Genomic DNA, 14,803 nt, shown 5'->3' on the forward strand with positions numbered 1-14,803 from the left:
CGTCGCGTTGGGTTGCCGCGTCGTCACCTCTTTCTCACGCCGGATGAGCCGCGTGCGTGAGAAGCTAGGAAAGCCGCTCGACCAGCGCGCTTTCCGGGCAATCGGGCGGTACCAAAGCCAGGGCGCGCCGGCCGACCAGCGCCGCGAGATGCGCTGTCGCGGTGTGTTTGGCCGCGATCCAGGCCCCGCTGCCGTCTGGTTCGACGGGGACCACCCGCCACCGGTCGGTGCGGGGCAGGTCGCGCACCGGGATCAAGTCGAGAGCAGCGGGTTTTGCCGCGGTCAAGGATTCGACGATGACCGGTCCGAGCACGGCCGTCCCGGCGACTGCGGCCAGCGGGTTGCCGCCGACCCCGAGCAGGACTCTGGCGCGAGCGGCGGCTTCGGGCAACACCGCCACCAGAACCGAACCACCCGGCCGCATGGCTACGCCGTCCGCGACGATGACACCCCCGACGTTCGAGATCGCCGCGCGCAGATGATCGGCGACGCCACGACCGGTGGCGCCGATGATGACCACCAGATCGGTGTCACCGGCCAACGCGGCGGCGAGCGCGCTCGGGTCGTCGGACAGGTGCCGCCCGATATCGACGACCGCGCCGAAGCTGCGTAACCGAGCGGCCACCGGACCGGTCGCGGTTTCGGGTAGCTGCGGCTTGCCCGCATCGAGAGTCGAAGTGCCGACACCTATCTCGTCGCCGGAGCTGTGCACCGTTACCCGAACCGGGCCACGTACGACGAGCCGATCGACACCGGCCGACCGTGCCAGAGAGGCCAGCGCATCGTCGACACGGGTGCAGGCTGAGGCAAGGACGGTGCCGATCGGCCATTCACTTCCGCAGCGACGCGTGTCGTCGCGGCCGGCCGGCCCGGTATCACGTTGTCGGACCGACCCGGGGGTAGCGTCGATCTCCTCGTCGCGAATCACCCGCTGCGCGCCCATGGGTAGCCGCGCGCCGGTGGCGATGCGACACGCGTGTCCTGCCGCCAATGTGGCGCCGTGCATGCCGGCCGCAATCGCGCTGTCCTGCGGGATCCACGGACCCGGCCCCGCGACCGCCCAGCCGTCCATGGCCGAAGCGTCGAAGGGCGGAAACGGCGCAACGGCCACGAGCGATTCGGCCAGCACCCCGCCGACCGCGGCGTCCAACCCGCGTTCCACCGCGGGCAGCGGGCGGATCGCCGACCGCACGGCGGAGCGGACGCCGTCCGGGGAACGGTCCGCGTGTGAGCGTGCCGCGGCAAGTTGCTCGGGGGTATCCACGTCGACAATGTCGGCGACGCGGATGCCGATCGCATTGTGCGGCAGCAGTTCTCGCATTCGCGATGGGGCGGCCGTGAGCGCGACCTGCAACGCGCGCGAGTCCCACACCGCGGTGAGATACTGCGGCCTGTCGTGGTCGTCGATGGCGAGCGCGACCGGAGCATCGCCTCGTGCCGCGGCGAGCGTGTCGACGGCTTCCGCGGTGATGCGCGGCAGATCGGCGGCGAGCACCACCACATCGGCCGCCGCCTCGGGCAATGCGGCGAATCCCGCGCCGAGTGCCGCGACCGGTCCACTCCCGGGCGGGTCTTCACGCACCACCGTGACTCCTGCCGGTACCTCCCGCGGCGGACCGACCATCACGACGGCGTCGGCATCGGCGACGGCAGCCACGGCGATGTCGAGCAGTCGGCGGCCGCCGACGCGCTGCTCCGGCTTGTCGGCACCCAACCGAGTCGACGCGCCGCCGGCAAGGATGATCGCGTGCCGCGGCCTAGCGCCGGCAGTGCTCAATAGACATCCCGTACATAGCGCCGCTCCGCAGACATCGCGTGTAGGTAAAAGGTCGCGCTCTGCGGGCTGCGACCGCTCTGCTGAGCGATGATGCCACGCAGCGTCTCGTCGACATCGCGGGCCATCCGGGCGGCATCGCCGCATACGTACACGTACGCGCCGTCGGCGATCCACTTCCACAGGTCGGGAGCGTGCTCCTGCATCCGGTGCTGAACGTAAACCTTGGCCGTGCCGTCACGGGAGAACGCGGTATCCATCCGGGTCAGCACCCCGGACTGGGCGAGAGCGTCCAGTTCATCGCGGTAATAGTAATCGGTCGCTTCGTGTCGCTCACCAAAGAAAAGCCAGTTGTGGCCGGTGTGCCCGCGCGCGGCACGGTCGTGCAAGAAAGCGCGAAACGGCGCGATACCGGTGCCGGGTCCGATCATGATGGCTCGCGCATCGGGATCCCGGGGCGGTCGGAAATGCTTGGTGCGCTGCACGAAGATGTCGACTTCGGCGCCAGGTTCCAGACCGGCGAGATGGCCCGAGCACACGCCGTGCCGCCGTGTGCCGCGCGCCGACTCGAAGCGCACGATGCCCGGGGTGACGTGGACCCGCGTCGGGTCCTCCAGTGGACTCGACGAGATCGAGTAGAGCCGTGGGGCCAACGGCCGCAACACGTTCAGCCATTCGTCGAGGTCTGCCTCGACCGGGAAATCGGTCAACAGGTCGAGTGTCTGACGGCCCCAGGCCCACTCGGCGAACCGCGGCGGATCGTCGATGACGGACCGCAACTCCGCGTCCGGATGCCGTTCGTAGACGAACCGCAGCAGGTCCGGGGTGATCCGGGTGATGTCAAGCTTGCGCCGCAATGCCTCAGCCAGGGGCACGGTCAGTTCGCCGACCGAGACCTCGTCAGCGCCGTTCAGACCGGTGAGTTCGAGGAACTCCGCGACAACCTCGGGCGAATTGAACGGCCACACACCGAGTGCGTCACCCGCCTCGTAGCGCAGCGTCCCCTCGGGCAGGTGGAAGCCGACGCTGCGCACGTCCTTGTCCGAGCCCGCGCCGCACAGAGCGACGTTGCTGGTGATCGTGGCGCGCAACGGATTGGTCCGCGAATGGGTCTGGGGCGCAGACGTGTGCGGTTTGTCGGGCTCGCTCGCTCGGTTGGTCAGCGCCGCGATAATGCGCTCGGTCCAGGCCTGGGCCGTCGTCTCGTAGTCCGGCTCGCACAACGCGCGTTCGGAAAAACGTTGCGCACCAAGGTGTTCGAGCCGGGCATCCAGCTTGCGGGCGAAGCCGCAGAAGTCGGCGTACGAGGAGTCGCCGAACCCGAGGACCGAGAACGCGAGGTGGTCGAGGTCGCCAGGTTCGGCCGCGGCCAGGGCATCCCACAGCGCGATGCCGTTGTCGGGGGGATCGCCGTCGCCGGTGGTGGAAACGACGAACAGCACTGTGCCGTTCAGGTCGGCGACCGCGACTTCTTCGGCCCCGCGCAGCCGCGTCTTGATGCCTGCGCCGTTGAGCCGTTCGACGCAGCTGGTGGCGAACTCCTCGGCCGTGCCGGTCTGCGACGCCCATACGACCGTGGCGACCGGTTGGCGCGCGACGTGTCCCGGTTCGGCCGCGACCGGCATCGCCGCACGGGAAAAGATTCCGGCCAGCAGACCGTCGACCCACGCCCGATTCCCGGGTGTCAGCGGTGTGATCGCGGGGAGCACGGGAATCTCGGCGCCGGGCGGGTTGGCTCGTATGCCGGCCGTCAGACCGGACAGGAATAGTCGTTCGCCGTCAGACAGCGTCATCGCCGCCGGCGGGGCGCCGAGCACGTCGGCCAGCGCATCGGCGGGGGAGCGTGCTTCCCCGGAAATGCGCTCCGGCGGAGAGGAATCGGTGTCGACTGGGGCGAGGTTGACCGCGCAAACTTTGAATTCCGGCTGCAGCGAATCGGGGTCGACCGCATCGTTGGTCACCGCGTTGACGGCGACGTCGGGCGCGAATGCGTCGGCCCAGTGCATGGGTGCGAAACAGACACCCGGGCGCACGGCATCGTCCACGTTCGCGGGCAGCACGGCTCGGCCGCGGCGGGAACGGATCTCGACTTTGTCGCCGCCACGCACCCCCAGTCGCGCGGCGTCTTCGGGATGCAGCTGCAGGAACGGCTCGGGATTGAGCTTGTTCAACTTGGCCACCCGCCCGGTCTTGGTCATCGTGTGCCACTGGTGGGCCAGCCTGCCGGTGGTAAAGACCATCGGAAACTCGTCGTCGGGCAGTTCGGCGGCGAGAAGGTGGGGCCTCGGCAGGAATCGGGCCCGCCGGCTCGGGGTGGGGAACGCCAGCGCAGGGACGGTTCCGTCCTCGGCGGTGTGCAGATCCTGACTGACCCCGTCGTTGCGGTAACGAATCGGGTTACGGTCCGCACCGCCGGGCGGAGCGGGCCACTGCACCGGACCGCTGCGCAGCCGTCGGTAATCCACGCCACGTAGATCCCACCCGGTGCGGGGATTGTGGAAACCGGTCAACTCGTCGAAAACTTCTGCAGCGGAATCGAAGTCAAATCCCGGATAGCCCATAGCCGTCGCCACGCGGCAGATCAGTTGCCAGTCCGGTGCGGCGTCGCCGGGCGGGTTCATCGCGGCACCGCAGTGGGTGATCGTGCGCTCGCTGTTCACCATCACGCCCTCGCTTTCGGCCCACAGTGCCGCCGGCAGCACGACGTCGGCGTACGCCGAGGTCTCCGCGCCGCTGAAGGCCTCCTGCACCACCACGAAGTCGGCCCGCTCGAGTCCGGCGATCACCGATGCCCGATTTGACACGGAGGCAACCGGATTGGTGCAGATAATCCACGCCGCACGGATGTTGCCCTCGGCCATCTGCCGATACATGTCGACGGTGCCGGTTCCGGTGACGGCGCGGATGGTGCCGGGCTCCAAGTCCCAGCGAGCCTCGGCGAACGCGCGGTCGTCGGCGTCCAACGCCGACCGCTGTCCAGGTAGCCCAGGACCCATGTAGCCCATCTCGCGGCCGCCCATCGCGTTGGGCTGCCCGGTCAGTGAGAAGGGCCCGGCCCCGGGACGGCAGATCGCGCCGGTCGCCAGGTGCAGATTGCACAGCGCGTTGGTGTTCCACGTTCCGTGCGTGGACTGGTTGAGGCCCATTGTCCACAGGCTCATCCAGTTCTTCGTCTGGCAGATCAGGTCTGCGACCGCGCGCAGGTCCGCCTCAGGCAAGCCGGTGATCCCGGCGACCACGTCGACCGGATACTCATCGAGCAAGGCGTTCAACGGCTCCCAGCCCTGGGTGTGGGCGGCGACGAAATCGGCGTCCACACCGCCCGCGTCGCGGACCAGCCGCAGCAGCCCGTTGAGCAGGGCCAGGTCGGTGCCCGGGCGGATCGGCAGGTGCAGGTCGGCCTTGGCTGCGGTGGCCGTCCGCCGGGGATCGACAACCACGAGCTTGGCGCCGCCGCGGACCCGTTCCATCATGCGCAGGAACAGGATCGGATGGCAGTCGGCCATGTTGGCGCCCAGCACCAGGAAGAGGTCCGCGCTGTCCAGGTCGTCGTAGCTGCCGGGCGGTCCGTCGGCTCCGAGCGACTGCTTGTAGCCGGTTCCGGCGCTTGCCATGCAAAGCCTCGAATTGGACTCGATCCATTGCGTGCGCAGGTAGCCTTTGGCCAGCTTATTGGCTAGATACTGGGCCTCGGTGGTCATCTGGCCCGATACGTAGAGTGCGATCGAGTCGGGTCCGTGCTCGTCCCGGATCGCCGACAGCCGGGTGGCGACCTCGGTAATGGCGGCGTCCAGCCCGATCGGCTCGGGCTCGGCGCCGCGTCGGCTGCGGCGCAGTGCCTTGTCGAGGCGCCCGCCGGCACGGAGCATGTCGGCGGTCGTGTTGCCCTTGGTGCACAGCCGCCCGCGGTTGGCGGGGTGGTCGGCTCGTCCGGTGGCCTTTGTCACCACCCCGTCGGACACATGCAGGTCCATTCCGCAGCCCACGCCGCAGTAGCCACAGACCGTGGCGACCTGTGTAGAGGAAGCCATACCACCCGTTCGTCCCCGGACCGCGTTCGCGGCACCAACTCACAACTCCATGGTGGCGTGAGCGTGTTTCGTGACTTGTCGCTGCGATTACACACATATCAACTCGACCTGTCAGCGGTGGAGGTCGCGCGGTGAGGTGGTGAAACCGCAGGTGGCGGCGCTACTGCTGGGCCAGCACCACGCAGTCGTGGATGGTCTCTGCGGACCCTTCGGCGTTGCGATGCAGGAGTGCGCGCGTCGGCACAACGTGAAGTACCGCAGCTCCGTCCATGTCGACGACCACGGCCTGACCGTCGACGATCAGCGAGTAGTCGTCGGGATCGCTCGGCGGCCACAGCAGTGTGACGGCACCGTGGGTTTCGACGTTCGTGCGGGTGCGGTCGCCGATGAGCCCGACGTGCAACACCCGTTCGCGCAGTTCGGGTTCGACGGTGACGGTGTGTATCCGGTAGTCGTCGCCGACGGTGATCAGATAGGCGAACCGGAAGTCACCCAACACGTCGCCCAGGCGCTGGAAGTCCACCTTCTTTGCCGGTTTGGTGCCCATTACGCAAGCCTAAGCCGCAATGCGAGGCCGGCTCGCACACCGCAGGGCAGATGCGCACGGCGCGCGGCACCATCGCGGGGATAATGGGCGGTGATGTCCATGCCACACCCTCGAATGCGGCCCCGCGGCGGCGGAGCGGGATCGTGACGGTCACGACGCTCGGGCTGCCGATGGTGCCGCGCGAGCGCGAATCCGCACCATCCCGGCCGCCATCGGACGGCCCCTTGGTCGACAGTTACGGACGGGCGGCGACCGACTTGCGGGTGTCGCTGACCGATCGGTGCAATTTGCGCTGCACCTACTGCATGCCTGCGTCCGGTCTGCCGTGGCTCGGAGCCGCGGAGCTGTTGCGGTCCGACGAGATCGAGCGAGTGGTACGCATCGCCGTGACCCGCCTCGGAGTGACCAAGGTGCGGTTCACCGGGGGAGAACCGTTGCTGGCCAAGCAGCTTGACGTGGTGGTTGCCGCGACCGCAGCCCTAAGCCCCCGACCGGAGATCGCGCTGACCACCAACGGGGTGCTGTTGGCAGATCGCGCCGAGGCGCTGGCCCGCGCCGGTGTGGACCGGGTGAATGTGTCGCTGGACAGCGTGGACTCCGCGCATTTCTCGGCCATCACTCGTCGCGACCGGCTGGCGCAGGTGCTGGCCGGCCTAGCGGCGGCGGCCGCGGCGGGCTTGCGGCCGGTGAAGGTCAATGCGGTGCTCGATCCGGTGAGCGGCCTCGAGGACGCGGTGGCCCTGACGCGGTTCTGCCTCGGGCACGACTACCAGCTGCGCATCATCGAGCAGATGCCGCTGGATGCCGGACACCACTGGCAACGCCAGGCGATGGTGACCGCGGAGCAGACGCTGGCGGAGCTGCGAGGTCACGGATTCACGGTCGAGCCCGACGACGCCCCCCGGGGCGCCGCGCCGGCGGCCATGTGGCAGGTCACCGACAGCACGACCGGCCGCACTGGACAGGTCGGGATCGTCGCCTCGGTGTCGGAACCGTTCTGTTCGTCGTGTAACCGCACGCGCGTGACGGCCGACGGCCAGCTGCGGAGCTGCCTGTTCGCCACCGAGGAGACCGACCTGAGGGCGCTGCTGCGCGGGGGAGCGGACGACGACGCCATCGAGGCCGCCTGGCGGGCCGCGATGTGGGTGAAACCGGCAGGTCACGGGATCAACGGTGCGCATTTCGTCCAACCGCAGCGCTCGATGAGTGCAATCGGTGGCTGACGTGACGACCGAGTCGATCGAGGTCGGTGTCCGTTATTTCGCGGCCGCCGGGGCCGCGGCCGGCTTCGACTCCGAGCGACTGACCGTTCCGGCCGGCAGCACGGTCGGCGGTCTCGTCGACGAGTTGGGTAGGCGCAATCCAGAGCTCGCGCGGGTGCTGCTGCGCTGCTCGTATCTGTGCGACGGGGTAGCGGTGCGAGACACCACTCAGAGCCTGCACGCCGGCAACACCGTCGATGTATTGCCGCCGTTCGCGGGCGGATAGCGCTAGGCCGAGCCGACCCATTCATCGCTGCCGTCGGCGAACACTTGGTGCTTCCATACCGGAAGCCGCGCTTTGATGGCATCCACGACTTGCGCACAGGTGTCGAATGCTTCTCGGCGATGGTCGGCGGCAACTGCCACCGCCAGAGCCGCGTCCCCGATATCCAGCATGCCGATTCGATGGCTTGCCGCAATTGCCCGCACGCCAGCCGATTTCGCGCAGACCTCGTCGACTACTTCAGCGATGACCTCGGCAGCCGACGGGTGGGCCGAATACTCCAGCTTCCGCACCTGTTTTCCGCCGTCGTGGTCGCGAACCGCACCGACGAATCCCACGACGGCGCCCGCAGCTCGGTCGCGCACCAGCTCTTCGTGTTCGCGTAACGTGATCGGATGCTCGGTCAGCGCAGCGCGTATCACCCGACCGCCCGCCGAGCCGCGACTTCCCATGACAACCAACTATATTGACAGTCCCAGGTGTTCGAGAGTGAAGGTTGGCCGGGCGGGACATGGCGGTGACTGACAGCCAACGGGCTTGGGGCTGAGCCCGTGCGGTCGGTGGAGGAACATCAGCGTGCCGTCGCCGAGTTGATCGGTGCGGGCACCGCGGCGCCGCTCGGCTTACGCGATGCCGAGGGGCTAGTGCTGGCCGCGGACGTGACCGCGACGCTGGCGCTGCCGGTCTTCGACAACTCCGCGATGGACGGTTACGCCGTGCGCGCCGACGAGGTCGTCGGCGCAACGGCCGAGCATCCCGTGAGATTGCCTGTCGCCGACGACATTCCGGCGGGCCGGACCGACATTCCAGAGCTGTCTGCCGGAACCGCGCATCGGATCATGACGGGGGCGCCCGTCCCGGCCGGAGCGACGGCGATCGTGCCTGTCGAGGCGACCGACGGCGCCACCGACGTCGTTGCGATCACCGCGCCGAGCGCCGAGGGGAGCTTCATCCGGCACGCGGGTGAGGACGTCGAGGCGGGCGCCGCCGTGCTGCGGGCCGGACAGCAGGTGACCCCGGCGGTGGTCGGTCTGGCCGCCGCGATCGGACTGCACCAGCTGACCGTGATCCCACGGCAGCGGGTCCTGGTGATCTCGACCGGCTCGGAACTCGTATCACCCGGGGCCACGCTGCAGCGCGGGCAGATCTACGAATCGAATTCGAGCATGCTGGCCGCCGCCGTTCGCGGCGCGGGAGCGGAGGTGGTCGCCGCGGTAACCGTCGGTGACGAAGTCGCGGATTTCACCGGTGTTCTCGACCGATACGCCACCGCCGCGGACCTGATCATCACCAGCGGCGGGGTCAGCGCCGGCGCCTACGAGGTGGTCAAGGATGCCTTCGGACGAACCGGTGATCAGGGCGTCGAGTTCGTCAAGGTGGCGATGCAACCCGGCATGCCGCAGGGCATCGGCCGGGTCGCCGGAACACCGATCGTCACCGTGCCGGGAAACCCGGTGAGCGCGTTGGTGTCGTTCGAGGTGTTCATCCGCCCGGCGCTACGGGGGGCCATGCGGCTGCCCCACCCCGACCGGCCGCGGCGTTCGGCCGTGCTGATCGACGGGCTGAGCGCCCCGGCCGGCAAACGCCAGTTCCGCCGCGGGGTGTTCGACGCCGCCGCCGGCACGGTGAGAAGCCACGGGCCGGCGGGTTCGCATCACATGCGCTATCTGGCGTCAGCGAACTGCTTGATCGACATCCCGGTCGATACCACGGAGGTTTCCGCCGGCTCGCAGGTCCACATCTGGGACATCGGCTGACGCGACTGCGAAGATGAACTGCCATGTCTGACCACGCGCCCACGCCACCTCCCGGTCCGCTGTCGCATATCGACGCCAGCGGGGCGGCGCATATGGTCGACGTCACCGAGAAGACCGCTACCAAGCGGCAAGCGGTGGCCGCGGGATCGCTGCGGACGTCGGCCCAAGTGGTGGAGTTGATCTCGGCGGGCGGCCTGGCCAAGGGCGACGCGCTGGCCACCGCCCGGATAGCCGGAATCCAGGCCGCCAAGCGCACCAGCGAACTGATTCCGTTGTGTCATCAGCTGGCCTTGACCGGGGTCGACGTTGAATTCACTGTCGGCACAAGCGATATCGACATCACCGCGACCGTGCGTAGTACCGATCGCACCGGTGTCGAAATGGAAGCGCTGACGGGGGTGAGCGTGGCGGCGTTGACGCTCTACGACATGATCAAGGCCGTCGACCCAGCCGCTCGTATCGACGACATCCGGGTGCTGCGCAAAGAGGGCGGTCGGCACGGAACCTGGGCGCGGTGATGGCCGGCAGATCGGCTGCGGTGATCATCGCCTCGACCCGTGCGGCGGCTGGCGCCTATGACGACCGCTGTGGTCCGATCATCGCGGATTGGCTTGTGCAGCAGGGCTTTTCTCTGACTGGTCCGACAGTGGTCGCCGATGGGGATCCGGTCGGTCAAGCGTTACGGGATGCGGTTGCGGCACGGGTAGACGTCGTGATCACCTCCGGCGGCACCGGAATTTCACCGACCGATCACACACCGGCTCAAACGTTGGCGCTGCTGGACTACGAAGTTCCGGGTTTGGCCGATGCGATCCGTCAGTCGGGTCTGCCGAAGGTGCCGACGTCGGTGCTGTCGCGCGGCGTTTGCGGGGTGGCCGGACGCACCCTGATCGTGAACCTGCCCGGCTCACCCGGCGGAGTGCGCGACGGTCTCGGCGTGCTCGCCGGCGTGCTCGGGCACGCACTGGATCAACTGGCGGGCAAGGATCATTCCTGACGGGTTCGACCCCTGCGGACCATCTCGACCAGCCACCAGATCACCAGCGCACCGACCAGTGCTACCGCGAGATTGCTCAGAAACCCGGTGACGCCGACGGCGATCGCCGTCGCCCACGGCCAGAAGCCGCGAAGATCGGTGAGCAGCATGATGTGGAGCAATCCGGCCACCGTCAACAGCCCGGCCAGAATCGGCAACGGGAAACCGGACAGCGCGGCGGTCAGTGTGGCGCCGATCCCGAGCGAGAGCGCAACCAGTGTGCCGCCCAACATGATCGGGGCGCCGCCGCTGCGAGCGCCGAAGGTGCGATGCGCGGTCATGCCACCGGCACCGTGACATACCGGCATCCCGCTGATCGAGCCGGCGAACAGGTTGGCCAGTCCGATGGTGGTCGCCAAGCGACCCGGCCGCACCCGTCGGGCGGCGTCGCCGAAGTAGGTCCGCGCGGTGTCCGCGGTGGCCAGGCACGAGTTGGCGAACGACAACGGTACCTGCGGCAACACCAGCGCGACCGCGGCCGCAGCGAATGCGTGAGTGCTCAGGTGCGGGATGTGCACCGCGGACGGACCCCACGTGAACGAGCCATGAAACGACAGCGCCATGGAAAGCACGGCCACCGCGAGGAACAGCAGGGTGATCTGCCGGCGCCGCAACAGCAACGCGGCGGCGATCACCGCAGCGGTGAAGCCGGCCAGCCACCAGATCGAATGCCGATGGTCGCTGAACGACCTGGGCGGTACGGACACCAGCCGCCACGCAAGCTGACAGAACAGCAGCCCCACCGAGAGCTGAATTCCGCGAATGATCGCGTGCGGGAACACTTTTGCCACCCAATCCAGCAGCCCCGACGCGCCGAGCACCAAAAACAGAAGCCCCATCAGCAGCGCCCCGGCGGCGATGTCGTCGGCGCCGAAACCGTGTGCGATCGCGATCGCGCCGAACGCCTTCAGCGGTTGCACGGGCACCGGTAGCCGATAGATCACGCCGGCCACCACATACAGCAGGCCGGCCGGCAACAGCACCGCGGTCGGCGTCAGCCCGTTCTTGACGATCAGCGCGACCGCGATGGGAATCAGTACGCCCAGATCGCCCAGCGCCCCAGCCATTTCCGTCCGGTCGAATCGAAACGGGTTGATATCCGACTCGGGCACAGCGGGCGCCGTATCGACCATCCCAGCATGGTAACCGCGCTGGCGCGCCGACGGCTCACCGCACGAGCGGCTTTCGCGTGAGGGTGATTTCACGGCCGCGACATCGTGAGACGCCACCCGGCAACATCACGCTTCTACGTTCACCTCGGAACAGTCGAAATCTGGCGAGGAGACGCGGTGGCGCGAGCGCACATCACAGGGTGGGACCCCGAGGACCGAGCAGCGTGGGAGGCGGGCGGGAAGGCCGTCGCGCGGCGCAACCTGGTGTGGTCCGTCGCCGCCGAACACGTGGGCTTCTCCGTGTGGTCGCTGTGGTCGGTGATGGTTCTTTTCATGCCGCAGTCGGTGTACGGCCTGACCGCCGGGGACAAGTTTCTGATCGCTGCCACCGCAACCCTGGTCGGCTCGACGCTGCGGTTGCCCTACACGATGGCGACCGCCCGTTTCGGTGGGCGGAACTGGACGGTGTTTTCGGCGTGCGTGCTCGTGGTGCCGGTGTTCGCGACCGTCGCGGTGCTGGCGCAGCCGGGTCGACCCCTGTGGTTCTACCTCGTGTGCGCGGCGTTGTGCGGGCTTGGGGGCGGCAACTTCGCTTCGTCGATGACGAACATCAACGCTTTCTTTCCCCAGCGGCTCAAAGGTATGGCCTTGGGTATCAATGCCGGCGGCGGCAACATCGGCGTCCCCGCGGTGCAGCTGGTCGGGTTGCTTGTCATCGCGACCGCGGGCAACCGGCAGCCGTACTGGGTCTGCGCGTTCTACGTCGTCGCGCTCATCGTCGCCGCCATCGGAGCGGCCCGGTACATGGACAACCTCGACGTGGTGTCGGTCGACATCGGCGCGATGCGGGCCGCACTGCGCAACAAGCACACCTGGCTGGTCAGCCTCCTCTACATCGGTACCTTCGGCTCGTTCATCGGGTTCTCGTTCGCGTTCGGTCAAGTGCTGCAGATAGCGTTCGCCGCGAGCGGGCAGAGTCCGGCACAAGCGTCACTGCACGCCGCCGAAATCGCCTTCGTGGGGCCGCTTTTGGGTTCGATCGCGCGAATCTACGGCGGTCGGATCGCCGACCGGCTCGGCGGTGGCACGGTGACGTTCTGGGCGTTTGTCGGGATGATCGGCGGTGACGCGCTGCTGGCCGGGACCGCGACACTGTCGGGTCGGCGCACCACGGCGGCCTCGATGGCCGCGTACGTGGTCGGCTTCGTGGTGTTGTTCGTGCTGAGCGGAATCGGCAACGGCGCGGTATACAAGATGATCCCGTCGATCTTCCACGCCGCCTCTCGCTCGCTGGACGCCGACGAGGAGGCCAGGGCGAACTATTCGCGCTCGATGTCGGGTGCGGTCATCGGTATCACCGGTGCCATCGGCGGCCTCGGCGGCGTAGGCATCAACCTGGCGCTGCATACCTCTTACCTCACCGATGGCACAGCCACCTCAGCGTTCTGGGACTTCGCCTGCTTTTACGTGATCGCGGCGTTCATCACCTTCGGGGTCTACGCCCGGCGTACCTCGATCACCGCCGTCGGCAAGCCCGCGCTGGCCCCGGCCTAGGGCGCCAGCCGGATGTGGCCGGGCGGAGCCGGCGCGTCCGGAGTTTGCGGCGCCGGGGCGCTTCCACCGCCCGTGTCGCCGCCGGGGCCGCCGGCTCCTCCACCACCGCCGCCGCCGCCAGGTGAGGCCGGCGCGGGCGGCCCGGCATCAGGTGGTCCTTCGTTCGGTGCCTCGGCCGGCGGGGGCGGATTCTGCGGTGGCGGTGGACTTTGCTTCGGCGGTGGCGGCACGCGTCGCGGCGGTGGAGGGGGCTCCTGCGGGACTGGCTGAATCTCTTGCGGCACGGGAGCCGGTTGTTGCACGGGCACCGGTAACGGCTTAGTCGGGTTGATCTCTCCGCTGTGGATCGGTTGAGTGAACGACACCAGTTCTACCCGCGGTCCGGCGGATCGGTACCCGGCGATGGAGGCGATTTTGCCCTTGTTGTAGGGGCAGTAGACCTCGACCGCGGCGTTGATGAACTGGTCGATCGTTCGCGTGATCCGGTCTTGGGGCTGCAGACGGGTGAGCGGGTTCTCGTTGAATCCGTTATTTCTCACCAGTTCGACCAGGTCGTTGACCGACATGCCGCTATCGAGTTTTTCACAGGCGTGTCGGGCAGAGGTGATCAAGCTGTTCGCGTTGTCGACGGGGGGAATCTCTTTTTGCCCAAGCAGATCGAAGAATCGCTGGTCTTGATTCGGGTCGGCGACCGCCATGGACACCGGCAAGAGCGTGCTCGCGGCGATCAGGGCGACGGCACTCGTCACGGCTTGCAGGCTTTGCGTAACGCCGGGAAACATCGCGTGGGTACCGTTCTGCCGATTTCTGACGCGCCGTCAGCTCTAATCTAGGCCGCGAGAGGCGATTCGGCAGAACCGATTGTCGGAAGGGGGTTCGCCGAGCGTGCGGTCTACGTGAAAGCCAGGCCGCTGATTCGCAGACGCTGCACGCTCGGCGAAGTTCGTGGTGATATTCAGACGACGGCTTTGACGTCCTCCGAGGCGATCTCACCGGCGAGGGGGGCGATCGCGCCCAAAATGGCGGTGATCGTCTCGGGATGCAATCCGGCCGCGCACAGCGAATCCGCCAGATGCGCTGCCACCATGGCGAAGTGGTGCATGGTGATGCCGCGGCCCTCGTGCACCTGTCGTATCGGCGAGCCAGTGTAAGGTTCCGGTCCGCCCAGAACGGCGCTGAGGAATTCGACCTGTCGCGCCTTGACGCACTTCATGTTGGAGCCCGCATAGAAACCGGCCAGCTGGTCGTCGTCGAGAACGCGGCAGTAGAAGTCTTCGACGATCACCGCGAGGGCGTCGTGGCCACCGACTTTCGCATACAGCGAGGAAGCGCCGGGCCTGCGGAAGTGGGTGAGGATTCCCATGCGACCTAGCGGACCACGAGGCGATTGCCCGCCGGTTAGACAACCATCACCGCGCGATTACCCCTCGTTACAACCGGATTGCCGGAGAACCACCTCAACTTCACGCCGGTGTAGCAGACTCGGGGAGAAATTCAGGGGAGTCTC

Annotated in this window: 13 protein-coding genes; 6 read left to right on the plus strand and 7 right to left on the minus strand. The window is 67.9% G+C overall.

Going from position 1 to position 14,803, the window contains the following annotated elements; translation table 11 throughout:
• Nucleotides 1–64 precede the first annotated feature (64 nt).
• The 3 genes from MKK62_RS21225 to MKK62_RS21235 form a co-directional block, all read right to left on the minus strand.
• Nucleotides 65–1,777, minus strand: a complete 1,713-nt coding sequence (locus MKK62_RS21225; protein WP_240257992.1) for an NTP transferase domain-containing protein — start codon at nt 1,775–1,777, stop codon at nt 65–67.
• Nucleotides 1,774–5,805, minus strand: coding sequence for a bifunctional nitrate reductase/sulfite reductase flavoprotein subunit alpha (locus MKK62_RS21230; protein ID WP_240257991.1), 4,032 nt, complete (start codon nt 5,803–5,805; stop codon nt 1,774–1,776). Before MKK62_RS21230 ends, MKK62_RS21225 begins: the two co-directional genes overlap by 4 nt.
• 160 nt (nt 5,806–5,965) lie before the next feature.
• On the minus strand, nt 5,966–6,352 hold the full coding sequence (locus MKK62_RS21235; RefSeq protein ID WP_240257990.1) for a pyridoxamine 5'-phosphate oxidase family protein: 387 nt from the start codon (nt 6,350–6,352) through the stop codon (nt 5,966–5,968).
• Nucleotides 6,353–6,495: 143 nt separating this feature from the next.
• Between MKK62_RS21235 and moaA the strand changes: the two genes are divergently transcribed.
• Nucleotides 6,496–7,575, plus strand: coding sequence for a GTP 3',8-cyclase MoaA (gene moaA, locus MKK62_RS21240; protein WP_240257989.1), 1,080 nt, complete (start codon nt 6,496–6,498; stop codon nt 7,573–7,575).
• Nucleotides 7,568–7,840, plus strand: coding sequence for a MoaD/ThiS family protein (locus MKK62_RS21245; protein ID WP_240257988.1), 273 nt, complete (start codon nt 7,568–7,570; stop codon nt 7,838–7,840). Before moaA ends, MKK62_RS21245 begins: the two co-directional genes overlap by 8 nt.
• A gap of 2 nt (nt 7,841–7,842) precedes the next feature.
• Here MKK62_RS21245 and MKK62_RS21250 read toward each other — a convergent pair whose 3' ends face one another.
• The gene (locus MKK62_RS21250) at nt 7,843–8,289 is read right to left on the minus strand and encodes a molybdenum cofactor biosynthesis protein MoaE (protein WP_240257987.1); all 447 of its coding nucleotides are present in this window, start codon (nt 8,287–8,289) and stop codon (nt 7,843–7,845) included.
• Between the two features lie 99 nt (nt 8,290–8,388).
• On the opposite strand from MKK62_RS21250, the gene moeA reads away from it, so the two are divergent.
• From moeA to MKK62_RS21265, 3 genes are read left to right on the plus strand one after another with little or no spacing between them, the layout of a single operon-like run.
• A complete protein-coding gene (moeA, locus tag MKK62_RS21255; protein WP_240257986.1) occupies nt 8,389–9,594 on the plus strand; it encodes a molybdopterin molybdotransferase MoeA in 1,206 nt (401 codons plus the stop codon).
• A gap of 23 nt (nt 9,595–9,617) precedes the next feature.
• Complete coding sequence (gene moaC / locus MKK62_RS21260) at nt 9,618–10,112, plus strand: cyclic pyranopterin monophosphate synthase MoaC (RefSeq protein ID WP_240257985.1); 495 nt, start codon at nt 9,618–9,620, stop codon at nt 10,110–10,112.
• Nucleotides 10,112–10,591, plus strand: coding sequence for a MogA/MoaB family molybdenum cofactor biosynthesis protein (locus MKK62_RS21265; protein WP_240264012.1), 480 nt, complete (start codon nt 10,112–10,114; stop codon nt 10,589–10,591). The genes moaC and MKK62_RS21265 overlap by 1 nt, the downstream gene beginning before the upstream one ends.
• Here MKK62_RS21265 and MKK62_RS21270 read toward each other — a convergent pair.
• A complete protein-coding gene (locus tag MKK62_RS21270; RefSeq protein ID WP_240257984.1) occupies nt 10,582–11,763 on the minus strand; it encodes a putative sulfate/molybdate transporter in 1,182 nt (393 codons plus the stop codon). The genes MKK62_RS21265 and MKK62_RS21270 overlap by 10 nt on opposite strands.
• 156 nt (nt 11,764–11,919) lie before the next feature.
• Here MKK62_RS21270 and MKK62_RS21275 point away from each other — a divergent pair, with 156 nt between their 5' ends.
• Nucleotides 11,920–13,296: an MFS transporter gene (locus tag MKK62_RS21275; protein WP_240257983.1), complete on the plus strand. Its 1,377-nt coding sequence runs from the start codon at nt 11,920–11,922 to the stop codon at nt 13,294–13,296.
• Here MKK62_RS21275 and MKK62_RS21280 read toward each other — a convergent pair.
• Both MKK62_RS21280 and MKK62_RS21285 read right to left on the minus strand, forming a co-directional pair.
• Nucleotides 13,293–14,045 carry a DUF732 domain-containing protein gene (locus MKK62_RS21280; protein ID WP_240257982.1) on the minus strand — a complete coding sequence of 251 codons (753 nt, stop codon included), beginning with the start codon at nt 14,043–14,045 and terminating at the stop codon, nt 13,293–13,295. The two genes, MKK62_RS21275 and MKK62_RS21280, sit on opposite strands and share 4 nt — an antisense overlap.
• A gap of 206 nt (nt 14,046–14,251) precedes the next feature.
• On the minus strand, nt 14,252–14,659 hold the full coding sequence (locus MKK62_RS21285; protein WP_240257981.1) for a globin domain-containing protein: 408 nt from the start codon (nt 14,657–14,659) through the stop codon (nt 14,252–14,254).
• Nucleotides 14,660–14,803: the final 144 nt, after the last annotated feature.

The organism is Mycobacterium paraterrae, assembly GCF_022430545.2.
GTDB classification, from domain to species: domain Bacteria; phylum Actinomycetota; class Actinomycetes; order Mycobacteriales; family Mycobacteriaceae; genus Mycobacterium; species Mycobacterium paraterrae.